This is a genomic window from Mesorhizobium sp. P2_E7, assembly GCF_056403855.1.
In genome coordinates this window covers 2,698,091-2,712,992 of sequence record NZ_JBFUER010000001.1, presented here as the reverse complement: position 1 = coordinate 2,712,992, position 14,902 = coordinate 2,698,091, and the positions used below count along the sequence as shown (strand labels likewise).

At 61.9% G+C, this 14,902-nt stretch carries 13 protein-coding genes; 2 read left to right on the top strand and 11 right to left on the bottom strand.

Annotated features, from left to right (window positions below):
• Positions 1 to 2 precede the first annotated feature (2 nt).
• Entirely contained in the window at positions 3 to 998 is a 996-nt protein-coding gene (locus tag AC1DYC_RS13400) for a helix-turn-helix domain-containing protein (RefSeq protein WP_477406934.1), read from the bottom strand.
• Between the two features lie 127 nt (positions 999 to 1,125).
• Here AC1DYC_RS13400 and AC1DYC_RS13395 point away from each other — a divergent pair, with 127 nt between their 5' ends.
• A complete protein-coding gene (locus AC1DYC_RS13395) occupies positions 1,126 to 1,764 on the top strand; it encodes a cysteine hydrolase family protein (protein ID WP_477406932.1) in 639 nt (212 codons plus the stop codon).
• A gap of 74 nt (positions 1,765 to 1,838) precedes the next feature.
• On the opposite strand, the gene AC1DYC_RS13390 is transcribed toward AC1DYC_RS13395, so the two are convergent.
• The 10 genes from AC1DYC_RS13390 to AC1DYC_RS13345 form a co-directional block, all read right to left on the bottom strand.
• Positions 1,839 to 3,518 (bottom strand): formate--tetrahydrofolate ligase, encoded by a 1,680-nt coding sequence (locus AC1DYC_RS13390; protein WP_352588321.1) that lies wholly within the window; start codon positions 3,516 to 3,518, stop codon positions 1,839 to 1,841.
• 391 nt (positions 3,519 to 3,909) lie between these two features.
• Positions 3,910 to 5,034, bottom strand: coding sequence for a DUF2333 family protein (locus AC1DYC_RS13385; RefSeq protein WP_477406931.1), 1,125 nt, complete (start codon positions 5,032 to 5,034; stop codon positions 3,910 to 3,912).
• 15 nt (positions 5,035 to 5,049) lie between these two features.
• Positions 5,050 to 6,348 (bottom strand): DUF6638 family protein, encoded by a 1,299-nt coding sequence (locus AC1DYC_RS13380; RefSeq protein ID WP_477406929.1) that lies wholly within the window; start codon positions 6,346 to 6,348, stop codon positions 5,050 to 5,052.
• 67 nt (positions 6,349 to 6,415) lie between these two features.
• Complete coding sequence (locus tag AC1DYC_RS13375; protein ID WP_477408288.1) at positions 6,416 to 6,820, bottom strand: endonuclease domain-containing protein; 405 nt, start codon at positions 6,818 to 6,820, stop codon at positions 6,416 to 6,418.
• A gap of 69 nt (positions 6,821 to 6,889) precedes the next feature.
• Complete coding sequence (locus AC1DYC_RS13370; RefSeq protein WP_477406927.1) at positions 6,890 to 8,800, bottom strand: ATP-binding protein; 1,911 nt, start codon at positions 8,798 to 8,800, stop codon at positions 6,890 to 6,892.
• 24 nt (positions 8,801 to 8,824) lie between these two features.
• Positions 8,825 to 9,970 (bottom strand): hypothetical protein, encoded by a 1,146-nt coding sequence (locus tag AC1DYC_RS13365; protein ID WP_181061309.1) that lies wholly within the window; start codon positions 9,968 to 9,970, stop codon positions 8,825 to 8,827.
• A gap of 28 nt (positions 9,971 to 9,998) precedes the next feature.
• Entirely contained in the window at positions 9,999 to 11,087 is a 1,089-nt protein-coding gene (locus AC1DYC_RS13360) for a hypothetical protein (RefSeq protein WP_477406925.1), read from the bottom strand.
• Between the two features lie 241 nt (positions 11,088 to 11,328).
• The gene (locus tag AC1DYC_RS13355) at positions 11,329 to 11,712 is read right to left on the bottom strand and encodes a c-type cytochrome (protein ID WP_477406923.1); all 384 of its coding nucleotides are present in this window, start codon (positions 11,710 to 11,712) and stop codon (positions 11,329 to 11,331) included.
• Positions 11,713 to 11,799: 87 nt separating this feature from the next.
• Positions 11,800 to 12,942, bottom strand: a complete 1,143-nt coding sequence (locus AC1DYC_RS13350; RefSeq protein WP_477406921.1) for a glycosyltransferase — start codon at positions 12,940 to 12,942, stop codon at positions 11,800 to 11,802.
• A gap of 56 nt (positions 12,943 to 12,998) precedes the next feature.
• Positions 12,999 to 13,610, bottom strand: coding sequence for a thymidine kinase (locus AC1DYC_RS13345; protein ID WP_112561118.1), 612 nt, complete (start codon positions 13,608 to 13,610; stop codon positions 12,999 to 13,001).
• A gap of 237 nt (positions 13,611 to 13,847) precedes the next feature.
• On the opposite strand from AC1DYC_RS13345, the gene AC1DYC_RS13340 reads away from it, so the two are divergent.
• Entirely contained in the window at positions 13,848 to 14,783 is a 936-nt protein-coding gene (locus AC1DYC_RS13340; RefSeq protein ID WP_477303219.1) for a choline ABC transporter substrate-binding protein, read from the top strand.
• Positions 14,784 to 14,902 lie beyond the last annotated feature (119 nt).

Below are 14,902 nucleotides of genomic sequence, written 5' to 3'. Positions count from 1 at the left end.
GATTAGTGCGAAGCCACGCGCGCCATACGTTCATCCGGACCGGCTCGTCGTGAGAATTCACGCCGGTATTGGGCCGGGGACGTCTTGAGCCGTGCTGAAAAATGCTGGCGCAGCGAGGTGGCGCTGCCGAAGCCGGCTTCGAAGGCCACGATGTCCATCGATTTTTCCGTCGCCTCCAGCAGCCGTTGCGCCAGTTCGATGCGCTGGCCGGCCAGCCACTCGCCAAAGCTGGTGCCGATCGATTTCTGGAAACGGCGGGTGAAGGTGCGCCGGGTCAGGCCGGCGACCTCGGCGACGCGGTCGAGGCTGTGCGTTTGCCCGAGCGTTGCCCGCACCGTGTCGAGCGCCTGGGTGAAGCGATCGGTTGCCGGGGTCTTCGCCAGCGGGCGCTCGATGAATTGCGCCTGCCCGCCCTGCCGGTGCGGCGACAGCACGATGTGCCTGGCCAGCCGCAACGCGACTTCGGCGCCATAGCGGGCGCGCACGATGTGCAGGCAGCAGTCGAGGCCAGCGGCGACGCCGGCCGAGGTGACGATGTCGCCATCGTCGACATAGAGCACGTCGGCGTCGACTTCGATGTCGGGATGCAGCGCCTGCAACCGGTCGGTCGAGGACCAGTGCGTGGCCGCCCGTCGGCCGGCAAGCAGCCCGGCGGCGGCGATGGCGAAGGTGCCGAGACAGAGTCCAACGATCAGTGCGCCGCGTCGGTTCGCGCGCGTAAGCGCTTCGAGGAGCGGGGTGGGAAGCGGGGCGTCGAGATCTTTCCAGCTCGGAATGATGACGATGTCGGCATCGTCGAACGCGGAGAGCCTATGTGGCACCGCGATCGTCAGCCCGGCATCGGTGTGGATTGGCCCATTGTCGAGCGCGCAGACGCGAAAGTCGAAACGCGGCAGGCCGAGCTTGGTGCGGTCGGTGCCGAACACCACGCACGGCACGGAGAGGTGGAAGGGACTGATGCCGTCAAAGGCGAGGACGGCAATGATCGGATCAGTCATGGGCGTTTCCGGCAAGTGAGATCGGATTGTCCCAATTCTTTCGAATGATGTCAATCGGGCCACTTTTGGCAGCCGGGCGATCCGACTATTTTCGGCCCGTCCCATTCAAGCCCTAGAGGAAACCACCATGTCCGCCAACACCACGCCGCGCCGCGCACTCATCGTCATCGATGTCCAGAACGATTATGATGGCGGCAACCTCGCCATCCAGCATCCGCCGTTTCGCGACAGCGTCGTCAATGTGGCCCAGGCCATGGACGCCGCCACTGCTGCCGGCGTCAAGGTGGTGGTCATCAAGCAAATGGCGCCCGAGACATCGCCGGTCTTCGCCAAGGGCAGCCATGGTGGCGAACTGCATCCCGAAATCGCCAGGCGCAAGCGCGACCACTATGTCGAAAAGAACTTGCCGAGCGCCTTCACCGGCACCGATCTCGAGGCGTGGTTGCGCGCCAATGCCATCGATACGATCACGGTCATTGGCTACATGACGCATAATTGCGACCTGTCGACCATCATCCATGCCGTCCATATGGGCTTTACGGTCGAGTTCCTCTCCGACGCAACCGGCTCGCTGCCCTATGCCAACAGCGCCGGCTATGCCTCGGCCGAGGAGATCCACCGCGTGGTGAGCATCATCCTGCAGTCGCGCTTCGCGGCCGTACTCAAGACCGCCGAATGGATCGACTGCCTGAAGACCGGCGCACTGCCCGAACGCGACACGCCCTATGCGTCCAACCAGCGCGCGCTGGCGCGCAACGCCGCATAGGCAAATCCGTCCCGGAAAGCAAAAAGGACGGCCATTGGCCGCCCTTCTTGAATCTCGCAACGATCTCGAAATTTTTAGAACAGGCCTTCGATCTGGCCGGCTTCGTTGAGGAAGATCTTTTCCGAGGATGGTGCCTTGGGCAGGCCGGGCATGGTCATGACCTCGCCGCAGATGACGACGACGAAGCCGGCGCCCGCCGACAGCCTGACCTCGCGCACCGGCACGGTGTGGCCGGTCGGCGCGCCGCGTAGGTTCGGGTCGGTCGAGAAGGAATATTGGGTCTTGGCCATGCAGACCGGCAGGTGGCCATAGCCGGCCTGCTCCCAGGCATGCAGTTGATCACGCACCGACTTGTCGGCAATCGCCTCGGAGCCGCGATAGATGCGCTGGACGATGGTGTTGATCTTCTCGAACAGCGGCATGGCATCTGGGTAGAGCGGTGCAAACTGCGAGGCACCGGATTCGGCCAGCGCCACCACCTTGTTGGCGAGATCCTCGATGCCGGCGGAGCCATGGGCCCAGTGCTTGCACAGGATCGCTTCTTCGCCCATCGAGGCGACATAGTCCTTCATCGCCTGGATCTCGGCGTCGGTGTCGGAATAGAAGTGGTTGATGGCAACCACCGCCGGCACGCCGAACTGCCTGATGTTCTCGATGTGGCGTCCGAGGTTGGCGCAGCCCTTCTTCACCGCCTCGATGTTCTCCTTGCCGAGGTCTTCCTTCTTGACGCCGCCATTCATCTTCATGGCGCGCACGGTGGCGACGATGACGGCCGCGGCTGGCTTCAGCCCTGCCTTGCGGCACTTGATGTCGAAGAATTTTTCGGCACCGAGGTCAGCGCCGAAGCCGGCTTCGGTGACGACATAGTCGGCGAGCTTCAGCGCCGTCGTGGTGGCGACCACCGAATTGCAGCCATGCGCGATGTTGGCGAACGGGCCGCCATGGACGAAGGCCGGGTTGTTCTCCAGCGTCTGCACCAGGTTGGGCTGCATGGCGTCCTTGAGCAGCACCGCCATGGCGCCATCGGCCTTGAGGTCGCGGGCATAGACCGGCGTCTTGTCGCGGCGGTAGGCGACGATGATGTCGCCGAGGCGCTTTTCAAGATCCTTCAGGTCGTTGGAGAGGCACAGGATCGCCATGACTTCCGAAGCGACGGTGATGTCGAAGCCGGCCTCGCGCGGAAAACCGTTGGCGACGCCGCCAAGCGAGGCGATGATTTCGCGCAGAGCGCGGTCGTTCATGTCCATGACGCGGCGCCAGACGACGCGGCGGGTGTCGATGCCGAGCTCATTGCCCCAGTAGATGTGGTTGTCGATCAGCGCCGAGAGCAGATTGTGCGCCGTGGTGATGGCGTGGAAGTCGCCGGTGAAGTGGAGGTTCATGTCCTCCATCGGCACGACCTGCGCATAGCCGCCGCCGGCGGCACCGCCCTTGACGCCGAAATTCGGGCCGAGCGACGCTTCGCGGATGCAGACGATCGCCTTCTTGCCGATGCGGTTCAAGCCATCACCGAGGCCGACCGTGGTGGTCGTCTTGCCTTCGCCTGCCGGCGTCGGGTTGATGGCGGTGACCAGGATCAGCCTGCCGTCCTTGTTGCCTTTCACCGACTTGATGAATTCAGCCGAGATTTTCGCCTTGTCGTGGCCGTAGGGCAAAAGGTGTTCGGTCGGGATGCCGATCTTCTTGCCGATCTCCTGGATCTGCTTTTTCTTGGCGCCGCGCGCGATCTCGATGTCGGACTTCACTTCGGCCATGACGGCTTTCCTTCGGATTGGACGGTGGAGGGGACGGGTTTGGTCTCACTCGCAGGCATGTTGAACCCGGGCGCGGGCATGTTCTAACCCTGTCGCTGCCATGGCGTCAACTTGCATGCAACTATGTTTCCTATGAAGAAAATCTCTGTGCGGCTGGGCCGACCTGCCGTCGGTTCTTCCTGGCTCCGTTGCCGCGCCGTATAGAAGCCAGAGGACGCGTCGTTCCGCCGTCTCAAAACAGCCGCCCAATGCACGGAATGCGACAGAGGCGACGGCGCAAATTCGCCATCGCCACGCCTAAAGCGCAATGCGCTTTAGGCAATTATTCTTGTGCATGTCGTTATCCCAAAACCGGGACCACTTTTGGGCGACATGCATCGAGCGACAGACGTTACTGCGTCAGAACGTTGCTGATCTCGACCATGTTGGAGCGCACGCGAAGGACGTAGAAACCCATCGTCGTCAGGTGGGTCGGCATGATCCAGCCATCCTCGCGACCATTGGCGATGATGAAGGGCTGGATGCGCAGCGCAGAGACGAATTGCGCATCCATCGTGTCCCACAGATTGCCGAGATGCTTTTCCTTGATGACGTCCTCGAAATCGGCCTGGGCGCCCTTCATCAGGCCGTAATAGGCATAGAGCTGGCCATAGGCGAACCAGAAGCGGTCGTCGGCGCGGAAGTCGAACCAGCCATTGTTGTGGTTTTCGGCGCGCTCCTTGAGGATCGCCGAGGTCGAGCCGATGTCGGAAGAGATGCGGTCGATATACTGTTTCAGATTGTCGGCGCGGGCGTCGAACGTCGCCTGGCAGGTGGCCAGGCGGGCGTTGAAGGAGCGCAGCTTGGTGACGGCGTCGCGATAATAGCTCGGCGTCGGCGTCTTCGGTCCGAACGGGTTGAGGCCGAAATACCAGGTCTCCTCGTCGAACTGCAGATTGCCGCGCGCATCCTGCAGGTCGGCGTCGATCTGCGACGTCGTGCGCACGCGGCCGAGATTGTCGGCAAGCTCGGTGGAGGTGCGGCGCACTGCCTGGTTGATACCGCGCTGGAACGAGGCCTTGTTGTCCATGAACGGCGTGTGATCCCAGTCGATGCCGAACAGGCCGAGCTTGTAGAGGATCATCGACGAGATCCAGGCGTTCTGGTTCACGTTGAAGTCGGTGAGGTCAGCCGCCACCTGGGCGATGCCCGAATTGCCGCAGGTCTTGGCGGTCTCGGTGCCGGCACCGGCGGCGACCTGCTCGCCGGCGGAAATGTTGCGGTTCTCGAAGGTGTATTTGTCGACGTAGTTGGGGTCGAACTTGTTCCACCACTGGGTGGCGTAGAAGAAGTTGGCGTAGAGGCCGATCAGCACCAGAAGCGCCAGGCCGACGACCGCCTTCAGGATCCAGCCGCGCTGCGTATACCAGCGCCCGGCCCATAGGAAGGGCCACAGGACCACGCCGATGGCGAGGCCGATACCGCGGCCTATCCACTGGAAGATGCGGGTGAAGAAGTTCACGATCGGATCAAGCATGGCTCACGTCACCCCTCAGTCAGTCAGGCCGTAAAGGCGCGTGCGAAACGCCACCTTGTCCTTCAAATATGTGGTTTTCAGAACGTCCACAACATGCGATCGCCAGGCGTCGCTGTAGCCGTCATAGTCCTTGTAGAAGCCGGGCTTGTTGAAGACGTAGCGCGAGACGAAGTCCTGCGGCACGAAATCCGAAATCAGCTGGTTGGTCAGCCAGGCGTCGGGATGGTCGGGCTTGCCGCGGATGACCAGGAAGCGCTGGCGCGGCGGGACATCCTCGATCTTGAGATGGCCGAGCTGGGCAATCTCGCGCTTGGCGGCGTTGAGGAAGGGAAAATTGCCGTCGCTGGTGATCAGGTCGGCATGGCCGTGGATCCAGGTCTGCAGCCAGACCTTGTCGACGTCGGTCAGATTTCGGTTTGGCTCGGTGTCGCGGATCAGCGAGCGCACCACCATCTCGGCCCGATGCTCGAGATAGCCCGAGCTTTCGACCCATGACGCCCTGGGCAGTTCGATGCGGCCTGTGCCGGCCAGGAATTTGAACACCTTGTCGGCATCGTTGATCGAGAGGTAGCTGACCTGCCATGGCCGCGAGCGGCGAAAGCCGGGTGCCGCCGGGTCGCCGATCACGGTCGTCATATCAGGATCGACGAAGACGTAGAGGCCGCCGAAATGGCTGGTCCAATAGGCGTTGTGGCGGAAAATCACCTGGTCGGGCACCAGCGCATTCTCGCGGATGTCGCCGCAGACCTTGGCCAGCTCGACCATGCGGTTGAGCATGGCGCTATCACGCCAGGCGTCGGGCTCCTGCTTCAGCCGGTCGACCAGCTTGCCGAGCTCTGCGGCCTTGCCCAGCACGTCCTCGGCCGACAGCACCCTGAACTCGACCTGGCTGATCGACAGCAGGTCCTCGATGTCGTTGACCAACGGGACGGAATCCTCGATCTCGCCGTAGATGACGTCCTTGATGGTCAGCGCGTCGATGGCGCGCTGGTTCTTGGACATGAACTCGAACATCAGCTGCGAGGTGTTGGAGAAGGCGGTGTGCACCACCGGCAGGTCGATCTGCGACGGCGTCAGGATGATGAAGCGGCGGTTGACCTCGTTGGGATCGAGATAGTCGTAGTCGCCGCATTCCTCCGCCACTTCGGGCGAGAAGCCGGTGCGGTCGATCTGGAAGCTCTTCAGCTTGGTGGGTTTGAGGCCGAAGGCAACAAGCGCCTTGTTGTAGCGCTGGATGAGATGCGACTCGTCGACGGTGAGCAGCCGGCCGTAGATCAGCTCGTTGTCGCGCAGAAGATCGGGTTTTTTGCTCACCTTGCCTTCTCCCCGTTCACGGGGAGAAGGTGCCCGAAGGGCGGATGAGGGGCGGCGCAAACGCTCATCATCTTTCTCCTGACGATGGCAAAAACTTCACATCGACAGCAATCATTTTTCGGTTGAGCCGACCGTCCAGAGCCGCAACAATCGTATCCAACACGCTCTTGTGGCTTGCCAGAACATCAGCGTGCCAAACCCTCAAAACCGACCAGCCGTTCCTGTTCATGGTCTCATCCCTGTATAGATCATGAGATCGATTTGCATGCTGGCTTCCATCGACTTCCACAACCAGATTGGCTTCACGACAGGCGAAGTCTGCGAAATATGGACCTATTGGCAGCTGGCGAACAAATTTGTAGCCGTTCAGTCGTCGCCCGCGCAGTTCGTGCCAGAGCTTTTCTTCGGCATCATTCTCCACTTTTCGGAGCTGCCGGGCTCTTGCTACCTTTGGCTCGTTACTGCCTCGCACCGCGCTGCCCCTCATCCGCCCTTCGGGCACCTTCTCCCCGTGAACGGGGAGAAGGAAGAGGTGACAGGTTTACGCATTCCAAAGCCCCTTCTTCTTCATCTCCTCCATTTCCCGCGCCGCGCGTTCACGCAGCCTCGCGTCGCGCAGAAGCTTCTCCACAGCCGCGTCGTCTGACTTGTCGGAATAGCGGAACTCTGAGTCGGCGTAGCGGTTGATCTCCTGCATGACCATGTCCATCGAGAACGGCCCGCGCAGTTCCTCGATCATGGCTTTCTTCTCGTCATAGCCCTTGTGCATGAAGGCTTCCGGCTTCTCGAACCACTCATCCGGCAGCTCGATGTCCATGGCGCGCATCTTGATGGCGTCGGTGACGTTCTTGATGGCGCGCCCGGTGAAGCGTGGTTCGGTGTCCTTGATCAGGTGCAGATAGGTGCCGATGTCGGCCATCGATTTCGGCGCGCCATTCTCCTTCATGTAGCGCTCGTAGACCTTCATCAGCCCGTCTTCCTGCGGCTTTTCGTGCTCCTCATAAGCTTCGGTCACGGCGCGCTGGATTTCCTGCGCGGCGTAGAGCTTGTGGTCGCCGAGCGGGATCTTGTGGTTCTTGCCGGCGAGCAGAACGAAGATGTCGATGTAGTCGTCGCGGGTCTGCGGCCCGTCGACCAGCCAGCGGGCGCCGGCGCGCTGGCGCAACGCGTCGTCGACATTTTCGGGATAGTTGGAAAACATGCCGAAGGCGCAGTTGCCGCGCACCACTGTGCCGGCGCCCGCAAAGGCGTCCATGAGGACGCCGGTGATTTCCTGCTGGCCGGCCGAGGCGCGGTCGTCGGAGCGGCGCGCCGCCACCTGGTCGATGTCGTCAACGGTGCCGAAACCGATGACGCGCGGATTGAGCACGTTGTTGATGAACTGGCGGCAGTTCTGGCCGGATTTGCCCTGATAGGACGAGATCTGGTCGACACCGAAATTCTCGTACGCGAAGGGATAACCGGCGACCTGGCAATAGTTGTTGACGAGGCCGGCGATCATCTGGATCAGCGTCGTCTTGCCGGTGCCGGGCGCGCCATCGCCGATGAAGGTGAAGAGGAAGCCGCCGAGTTCGACGAACGGGTTCAGTTCGCGCTCGAAATCATAGGCCATCAGCATCTTGGCGAGCTTGACCGACTGGTATTTGGCGATGTGATTGCCGACGACCTCTTCCGGCTTCTTGAAGGTCATCACCAGCGGCTTCGAGCGTTTGCCGGGTGCTACGTCGAAGCCGTCGAGGGTAAAATCGTCGGCATCGATGCGGATATGGGCGTTCTCGAACGGACCGATCCCGTCGAAACGGCCTTTGCGGGCCAAGAGCCCGTCAATGGCGACGCGCGCGAAAGCACGTGCTCGCGTCGTAAGATCGCCATCATCCTTGGAGCCGGCAATCGCCTTGTCGAGACCGGCGACGATCGACTTCACCGCATCCTGCGGCGTGTCGAACAGGAAGTCGGGTTCGGGGATATCGTTGGGCGCCTCGCCGTCGCTGTCGACCAGCTGGAACAGATAGGAGGCAAGGCTGAAAGCGGAAATGTAAGCCGAGGCTGACAGAAGTTTTTTGAAGGTGGTGGCCTCGTCGCCTTCGAGCGGGGCGCGGGTGTTCTTGGCCTGCAGGCTTTCGAGGTCCGAGCCTTCGGCGAAGACATCGGCGATGGCCAGCGCAATCGCCAGGCCGCGCCGGGCGCGAAACAACAGCGTGTGCTGCGGGATGGTCATCAACTGATCGTTGGGATGAACGGCGGCGACTGTCTTCGACAGTTCGACCTCGCGCGTGCGGCGTACCGAACCGACCGAGACGGTCGAGACGAAGCGGCGATTGGTGCCGGCAAGCGCGGTTCCGGATTCCCGTGCAGGGTCTTCCAGCACGACGACGCGGGTGATGAAGCTCTGCGCCGTGGCGCGGTGCTTTTCGATCGCGGCTTCCGGGATGGTGGTCAGGCCGGTGTCCATGAAGGATGCTCCGTGGTGTGACGGTCAGACGTCTGAGATGACCTGCCCGTTGGACAGGATGTGAACCTTGTAGCCGGAAAAGATCTTCTGCGCTTCGCCGGCGGCGTAGAGCGCCTGATAGGCTTCATGCGGGATGAGCGCGTGGTTCTCGTAGCTCGACACACCCTGGCGCGCGGCTTCGAGATCGTCCGTGTTGATGAAGAATTCCTGCGTCGTCTTCTCGCTGGAAAACAGGCCCTTGCGGCCGGGTTTCTCGCCCTTGGAATAGACCTCCTGGATGGTCCAGGTGAGCAGCCAGGCATTTTCGGGCTTGCGCACCTTGGCCAGTACCTCGGTCACCGTCGAATTGTTGTCGGTAATCCCTGCGGAATAGAAGGGGCCAAGCACGACGCGGCGCAACTGCTTGGGGTGCAGCGGCTCGAAATCCTTGTCGAGATTGACCGCAATCGTCGCCGGCGACAGCGTGTAGGCGGAATTCTTCTCGGTGAAATCGTCGAAACGGTGGGCAAGCTCGGGGTTGAGCAGGCCGTCGACGGGCAGCGGGATGTCGACCTGTTCGTTGAGCTTGCCGTTACTGTCGACAAGCTGGCGGATCATGGCTTCGGAGGAATCTTCCACCGTCACCATGTAGACCAGCGGCAGGTTGGCGCTGCCGTCGAATGTCGCCCAGTGGACGAGGTAATAGGGCCGGAAGGTTTTTGGATTGACCGAGACTTTGGCGGTCTGCGCCAGCGAGAATGGGCCAAAGGTCTGCTCGCTCTTGACGTCCTCGAGATAGAGCCGCTCGGCCATCGATTTCTGCAGCGCCTCGGGGAACTCCTTGTGGCGCAGGATGAAGTCGGCCATTTCCTCGCGCAATTCGCCGGCGAGCGGGATGTTGGCCAGGCGCGCGTCGGCCTGGCGGCGGTCGTTTTCCAGTTCGAGCAGGTTCTGGAAGACGGGATAACCGCTGTCGGCGCGCGAAATGCGGAATGTGTCCATGAAGCCGAGACGGTTGCGCCAGCAGGAGAACGATTTGTCCAGCCGGGCAATGTATTCGGCAACGATCTTGGCGACGATGCCGTGCCGGTAGAGCGGCGAGCGGTCGTCGCGCATGAACACTTCAAGGCCGCTGAGTGCGGCCGTAATGGCGGAAAAATAGCGCGCCGCCGCTTCGTTTTCGGGAGTCATGCCGGGTGTGCTCGCGTACAGCCGCCCCTTACGACTGCACGTAGTTCGCCGAATTGTGCTTCTTCATCACGTCGTCGAAACGGCGGGCGAAGGCATCGTCGGCGAGCTTCTTACGGCGCTGGATGTCGGCGGAGGCGACCATGTTCTTCTCGTGCATTTCGAGGAGATCGCCAATGTGCTTCTGCGCGGCGGCACCAATGCCGGCCATGGTCTCTTCGGCGGTGTTGTCGACCTGGCTGCCCAGCGTGTTGATCTTGTGGGCGACGTCCTGCTGGGCGGCGGTCTTCAAAGAATCTTCCAGCGCCTTGTAGAGCACGATGCGCTGCTCGGTATCGATGGTCAGCTTGTTGATCAGCGTCGACTGCGCCGCAATCTGGTTGTTGAGCGAATCGACGAAGGTCTGGAACATCGAGGTGTAGCGCTCCAGCGTCTGGCTCTCGGCTAGCAATTCCTGCTCCTTGGCCTGCTTTTCATTGTATTCGGTGGCCAGTTTCGAGCGCTCGCCCTCAAGCTGCGTGCGCTCCTTCTGGCTGGTCGAGGCCGCGATCTTGTTCTCGATGTCGAGCAGCAGCGGGTTCACCTCCTCGATGCGTTTCTGCACCGCTTCTAGGTTGGTCATGGTGGTCTTGCGCCGCTCGATCACCTGCGACAGGCTGGCTTCGGAGGTCTTGTAGCGCTGGTCGAGGACCTCTTTTTGCGCCTTGAGGATGCCGACGATGGTGTCGGATTTGACCAGAAGCTCCTGCAGATTGCCGGCCAGCGACATGTTGCGGACGCGGTCGGTGCGCATGCGCTGCTTGCGTTGTGCCGAGAAGACGCCGACGAAGCTTTCCCAGCCGGTGTAATTCTTCATGCTCTCGAATTCGGTGCCGAAGACGTTGGTGGCGTCTTCCAGCCCGATGATCAGGTCGGCGATGTTGCCTTCCATCACCTTCTGCTGCTTCAGCACGTCTTCGATGCGGGCATTCTCGATGTCGAAATTGGCGTCACCGATCTTCTTGTCGGCCGTGGCCAGCGTATCAAGCACGGTGCCGGACTGCTCGATCTTGGTGCGCATGTCCTGCACGACTTGCCTGGTCTTGGCAATTTCGGCATCGAAATTCTGCAATGTCGCCATAGGAGCCTCCCGCTTCGGCATCAGTTTCGTGTCGGCGCGAATATATGTGGGGCATTTCAGGAATGAAAGGCGCAAGACATCGAAGGCCGCGAAAACAAAAGGATGGGCGCGGCGATTGTATGGCGGGCAGGCCATGCATAAGGCGATGCCACCAAGTCAGCCGCTGCCGATTCAACTGTGGCTGGACTTTGGCAGCCGGCGCGGCAATCGCTCTCAAGTAATTTTCGATTCTAGCCGCGGATCAGGGTTTTGGATCGGCCTTCAGATAGGCGATGACGTTGGCGATGTCCTCGTCGCTGCTCAGGCCGGAGAAGGCCATCCTGTTGCCGGGCACTTTCAGTTTTGGAGCGCCGAGATAGGCCTTGAGATTCGCCTCGTCCCAGACGAGGCCGGCGGCGCCGGCGTCCTTCATGGCCTGCGAATAGTTGAAATTCACGGCCGTGCCGGCGGTGCGGCCGACAACACCCAGGAGATGCGGGCCGATCTTGTCGTGGTCCGTTGCCGCCTCGTGACAGGCCATGCAGCGGTAGAACACTTTCTTGCCCATCGCGGCGTCGCCGTCGGCTTGCGCGGCGAGGATGCCGGCTAAGTAAAAGACAATAGCTGACGAAATGGCTCGAAGCATGGCGGTCCCCGGCTGGCTCTGGCTGCGGGCAAAATAGACCGCAGGCCTTAACAAACGCCGCATGGTGGCTGGATTGCAAGGCCGGTCCTATCCCGTTCGGCGGAGCGGCAACTCCGCGACTGCCTGCCGGATCGCTTTTTCAATTGCTGCCGATGAGTGGTTGTCGCGCACGAAGGTACGGCCGCTCTCCGCCATCTCGGCCGCCGCTTGCGGGCGTTTCGCGAGATCGACGATTTTCGACGCCAGTTCTCCGGCATCGCTGCCCGACAGGAAATGCCCGCCCGCCTGCAGGCCGAGGCCTTCGACGGCTTTTTCGGTGGCGGCGACGACCATGCCCGCCGCCATCGCCTCCAATACCTTGATGCGGGTTCCGCCGCCGAAGCGCAGCGGGATCGGCGCGTAGCCGGCACGTCCGAGCAATTCCGGCAGATGCGGTGGATTCTCGATCAGCTGCAGACCATGCCTGGCGCACAAACCACGCACGACATCGGCTGGCGTCTTGCCAGCGACGGTGATCGACCAAGGCCGGCCGGAGGCGGCAAGGCGCGGCACCATTCTGCGGCCGATCTGCTTGACGGCGTCGATGTTGGGGAAATAGCCGAGATGGCCGATGAAGCACAGGCTGAGCGCGCGGTACCGCTCGGCACCAATCGGCAGGGAAAGCACGCTCTCGTCCGGAATAGGGTTGGCGATGAGCCTGACGTCGGTGACGGGGCCGAGAGCCGATAGCAGCGTCCCGTCGGTCCGCGAACAGACCCAGACCTGATCGGCGGTGGCTGCCGCACGCCTGTCGGCATCGCGCGCCTCTGCCTTCTTGCGCCTGTTTTGGCGCCAGCCTCGAAGTTGCTGCCACAGCGTCAGGCCGGCAATCCGGTCCGCCACTGTTTGGGAATCGATGTTGTGCAGGTCAAGGACGGTGCGCGCGCGATGCTTCGGCGCCAGCGTCAGCAACTGCGCAAGTACGACCTCCTCGATAACCACGAGGTCAGGGTCGAATTGCCCCCACAGCGCGTCTGCCTCAGCCAGTTCGTCGTCTGGTAGGATGTGCATGGTCGGGTGGGGGCTACGCCTGGACCAGGAAGCCCGGCCGCGCGCCGCCTCGATGGTCCGGTGCCGGATATTCGGCGGTGGCGAGGGCGCCGGGGCGCCAGTCAGGCTTACCGTCAGAACCTCGCCCATCGATGCCAGGGCGCGCGCATTGGCGGCGTTCCTGATCTCGCCGCCGGACACAGGCGGAAACGGGCAGTCGACTGTGAACTGGAGAATTCTCATGTTGCCCCGGCCGCTCAGCCTCTGGTGAAGCCGATGAAGTCGTCGGGCGCGGCGCGGCCCATTTCCTCTTCCCAGTGGCGGCGGCAGAGCGAGACATAGACGTCCTTGCCGATCGCCACCTGTTCGCCTTGCCGCGCCACCTTGCCGTCAGGGCCGAGGCGCACGACCATTGTCGCCTTGCGGCCGCAGCGGCAGATGGTGCGCACTTCGCGCAGGTCGTCGGCAATGGCCAGAAGGGCGCGCGAGCCGGAAAACAGATTGCCCTGGAAATCCGTGCGCAGGCCGTAGCACATCACCGGGATGTTCAGCCGGTCGGCGATCCGGGCCAGCTGCCAGACCTGCTCTTCCTCGAGGAACTGCGCCTCGTCGACGAAGATGCAATGCACGGTCGTGTGCTCATGATGCTCGGCGACGCGGGCGTAGAGATCGTCACCGTCGCGGAACATCTCGGCCTCGGTCTCCAGGCCGATGCGCGACGAGATCAGCCCGGTGTCGCCCTTTCTGTAATGGCCGGCGACGAACAGCATCGTTGTCATGCCGCGTTCGCGATAATTGTAGGACGCCTGCAGCAGCATCGTCGTCTTGCCGGCATTCATCGTCGCATAGTGGAAATATAGCTTGGCCATGCCGCCCTTTTAAGCCGAGTTGTCCCGCCGCGGGGAGGGGGCACCGCAGCATTTCACTGGAAAAGCCATCTGCCATCGAAAAAGCGGCAGGCGTGTCGCTGTTTGGCCAGTCCGCGCCGTTGATCGTGATTGCCTTAGCGCTTGAAACCACACCAGAATGGTGTTTGGCTGACGAAACAAGGCGGGCAGAGAAACCGTAACTACGCTTCGCCAAAGAATCACAATGGGAGACTACCAATGTCGCGTATGAACACCTTCGTCGCCGGCCTCGGTCTGGCGACTTTCCTCTCCACGAGCGCAGCCCTCGCCGGGGATCCGGAAAGCTGCAAGGCGGTGCGCCTTTCCGATGTCGGCTGGACCGACATCCAGGCGACGACCGGCGTCGCTTCGGTGCTGCTCACCGCGCTTGGCTACGAGCCGCAGACGATCCAGCTTTCGGTGCCGGTGACGATGGCGTCGCTGAAGAACAAGGATCTCGACGTCTTCCTCGGCAACTGGATGCCGTCGATGACCAACGACATCAAGGACTATACCGCCGACGGTTCGGTCGAGACGATCAGCACCAACCTGACGGGCGCCGGCTACGGCATCGTCGTGCCGACCTATGTCGCGGACGCCGGCGTCAAGTCGCTGACCGACATCGGCAAGTTCAAGGACAAGTTCAACGGCAAGATCTATGGCATCGAGGCCGGCAATGACGGCAACCGCATCATCCTCGACATGATCAAGAACCCGAAGGATAATCTCGAAGGTTTCGAACTGGTCGAGTCCTCGGAAGCCGGCATGCTGACGCAGGCCGAGCAGTCAATGAAGAACAATGAGTGGATCGCCTTCCTCGGCTGGACGCCGCATCCGGTCATGGGCGCCATGAAGATCACCTATCTCGACGGCATGGGCGACAGCGGCTTCGGCGCCGCCACCGTCTTCACCAATGTGCGCAAGGGCTACACCACCGAATGCCCGAATGCCGGCAAGTTCATCGCCAACCTGAAGTTCAATCTCGACATGGAAGGCGAGATGATGGACGCGATCCTGAAGGGCGGCGACGCCAACACGGTCGCAAGCGACTGGCTGAAGAAGCACCCCGACGCGGTTGCGCCGTGGATTGCCGGCGTCACCACCTTCGATGGCGGCGATGCGGCGGCGGCGGTCAAGACCGCGCTCGGAAGCTGAGCCGACTGAATTCGGCAAAGCCGAACCAGGAAGGGCAGCCAATTTAGAAAAGGCTGCCCTTTTTCATATCCTGTGAGAAGATGACGTAACGACAGCAGAGGCCGGGGGCAGGCGGTCTC

Coding starts and splice junctions, on each gene's coding strand:
- AC1DYC_RS13385 (WP_477406931.1), bottom strand. CDS start 5,034: ATGCTTGATCCGATCGTGAACTTCTTCACCCGCATCTTCCAGTGGATA.
- AC1DYC_RS13370 (WP_477406927.1), bottom strand. CDS start 8,800: ATGGACACCGGCCTGACCACCATCCCGGAAGCCGCGATCGAAAAGCAC.
- AC1DYC_RS13390 (WP_352588321.1), bottom strand. CDS start 3,518: ATGGCCGAAGTGAAGTCCGACATCGAGATCGCGCGCGGCGCCAAGAAA.
- AC1DYC_RS13395 (WP_477406932.1), top strand. CDS start 1,126: ATGTCCGCCAACACCACGCCGCGCCGCGCACTCATCGTCATCGATGTC.
- AC1DYC_RS13360 (WP_477406925.1), bottom strand. CDS start 11,087: ATGGCGACATTGCAGAATTTCGATGCCGAAATTGCCAAGACCAGGCAA.
- AC1DYC_RS13355 (WP_477406923.1), bottom strand. CDS start 11,712: ATGCTTCGAGCCATTTCGTCAGCTATTGTCTTTTACTTAGCCGGCATC.
- AC1DYC_RS13365 (WP_181061309.1), bottom strand. CDS start 9,970: ATGACTCCCGAAAACGAAGCGGCGGCGCGCTATTTTTCCGCCATTACG.
- AC1DYC_RS13400 (WP_477406934.1), bottom strand. CDS start 998: ATGACTGATCCGATCATTGCCGTCCTCGCCTTTGACGGCATCAGTCCC.
- AC1DYC_RS13345 (WP_112561118.1), bottom strand. CDS start 13,610: ATGGCCAAGCTATATTTCCACTATGCGACGATGAATGCCGGCAAGACG.
- AC1DYC_RS13340 (WP_477303219.1), top strand. CDS start 13,848: ATGTCGCGTATGAACACCTTCGTCGCCGGCCTCGGTCTGGCGACTTTC.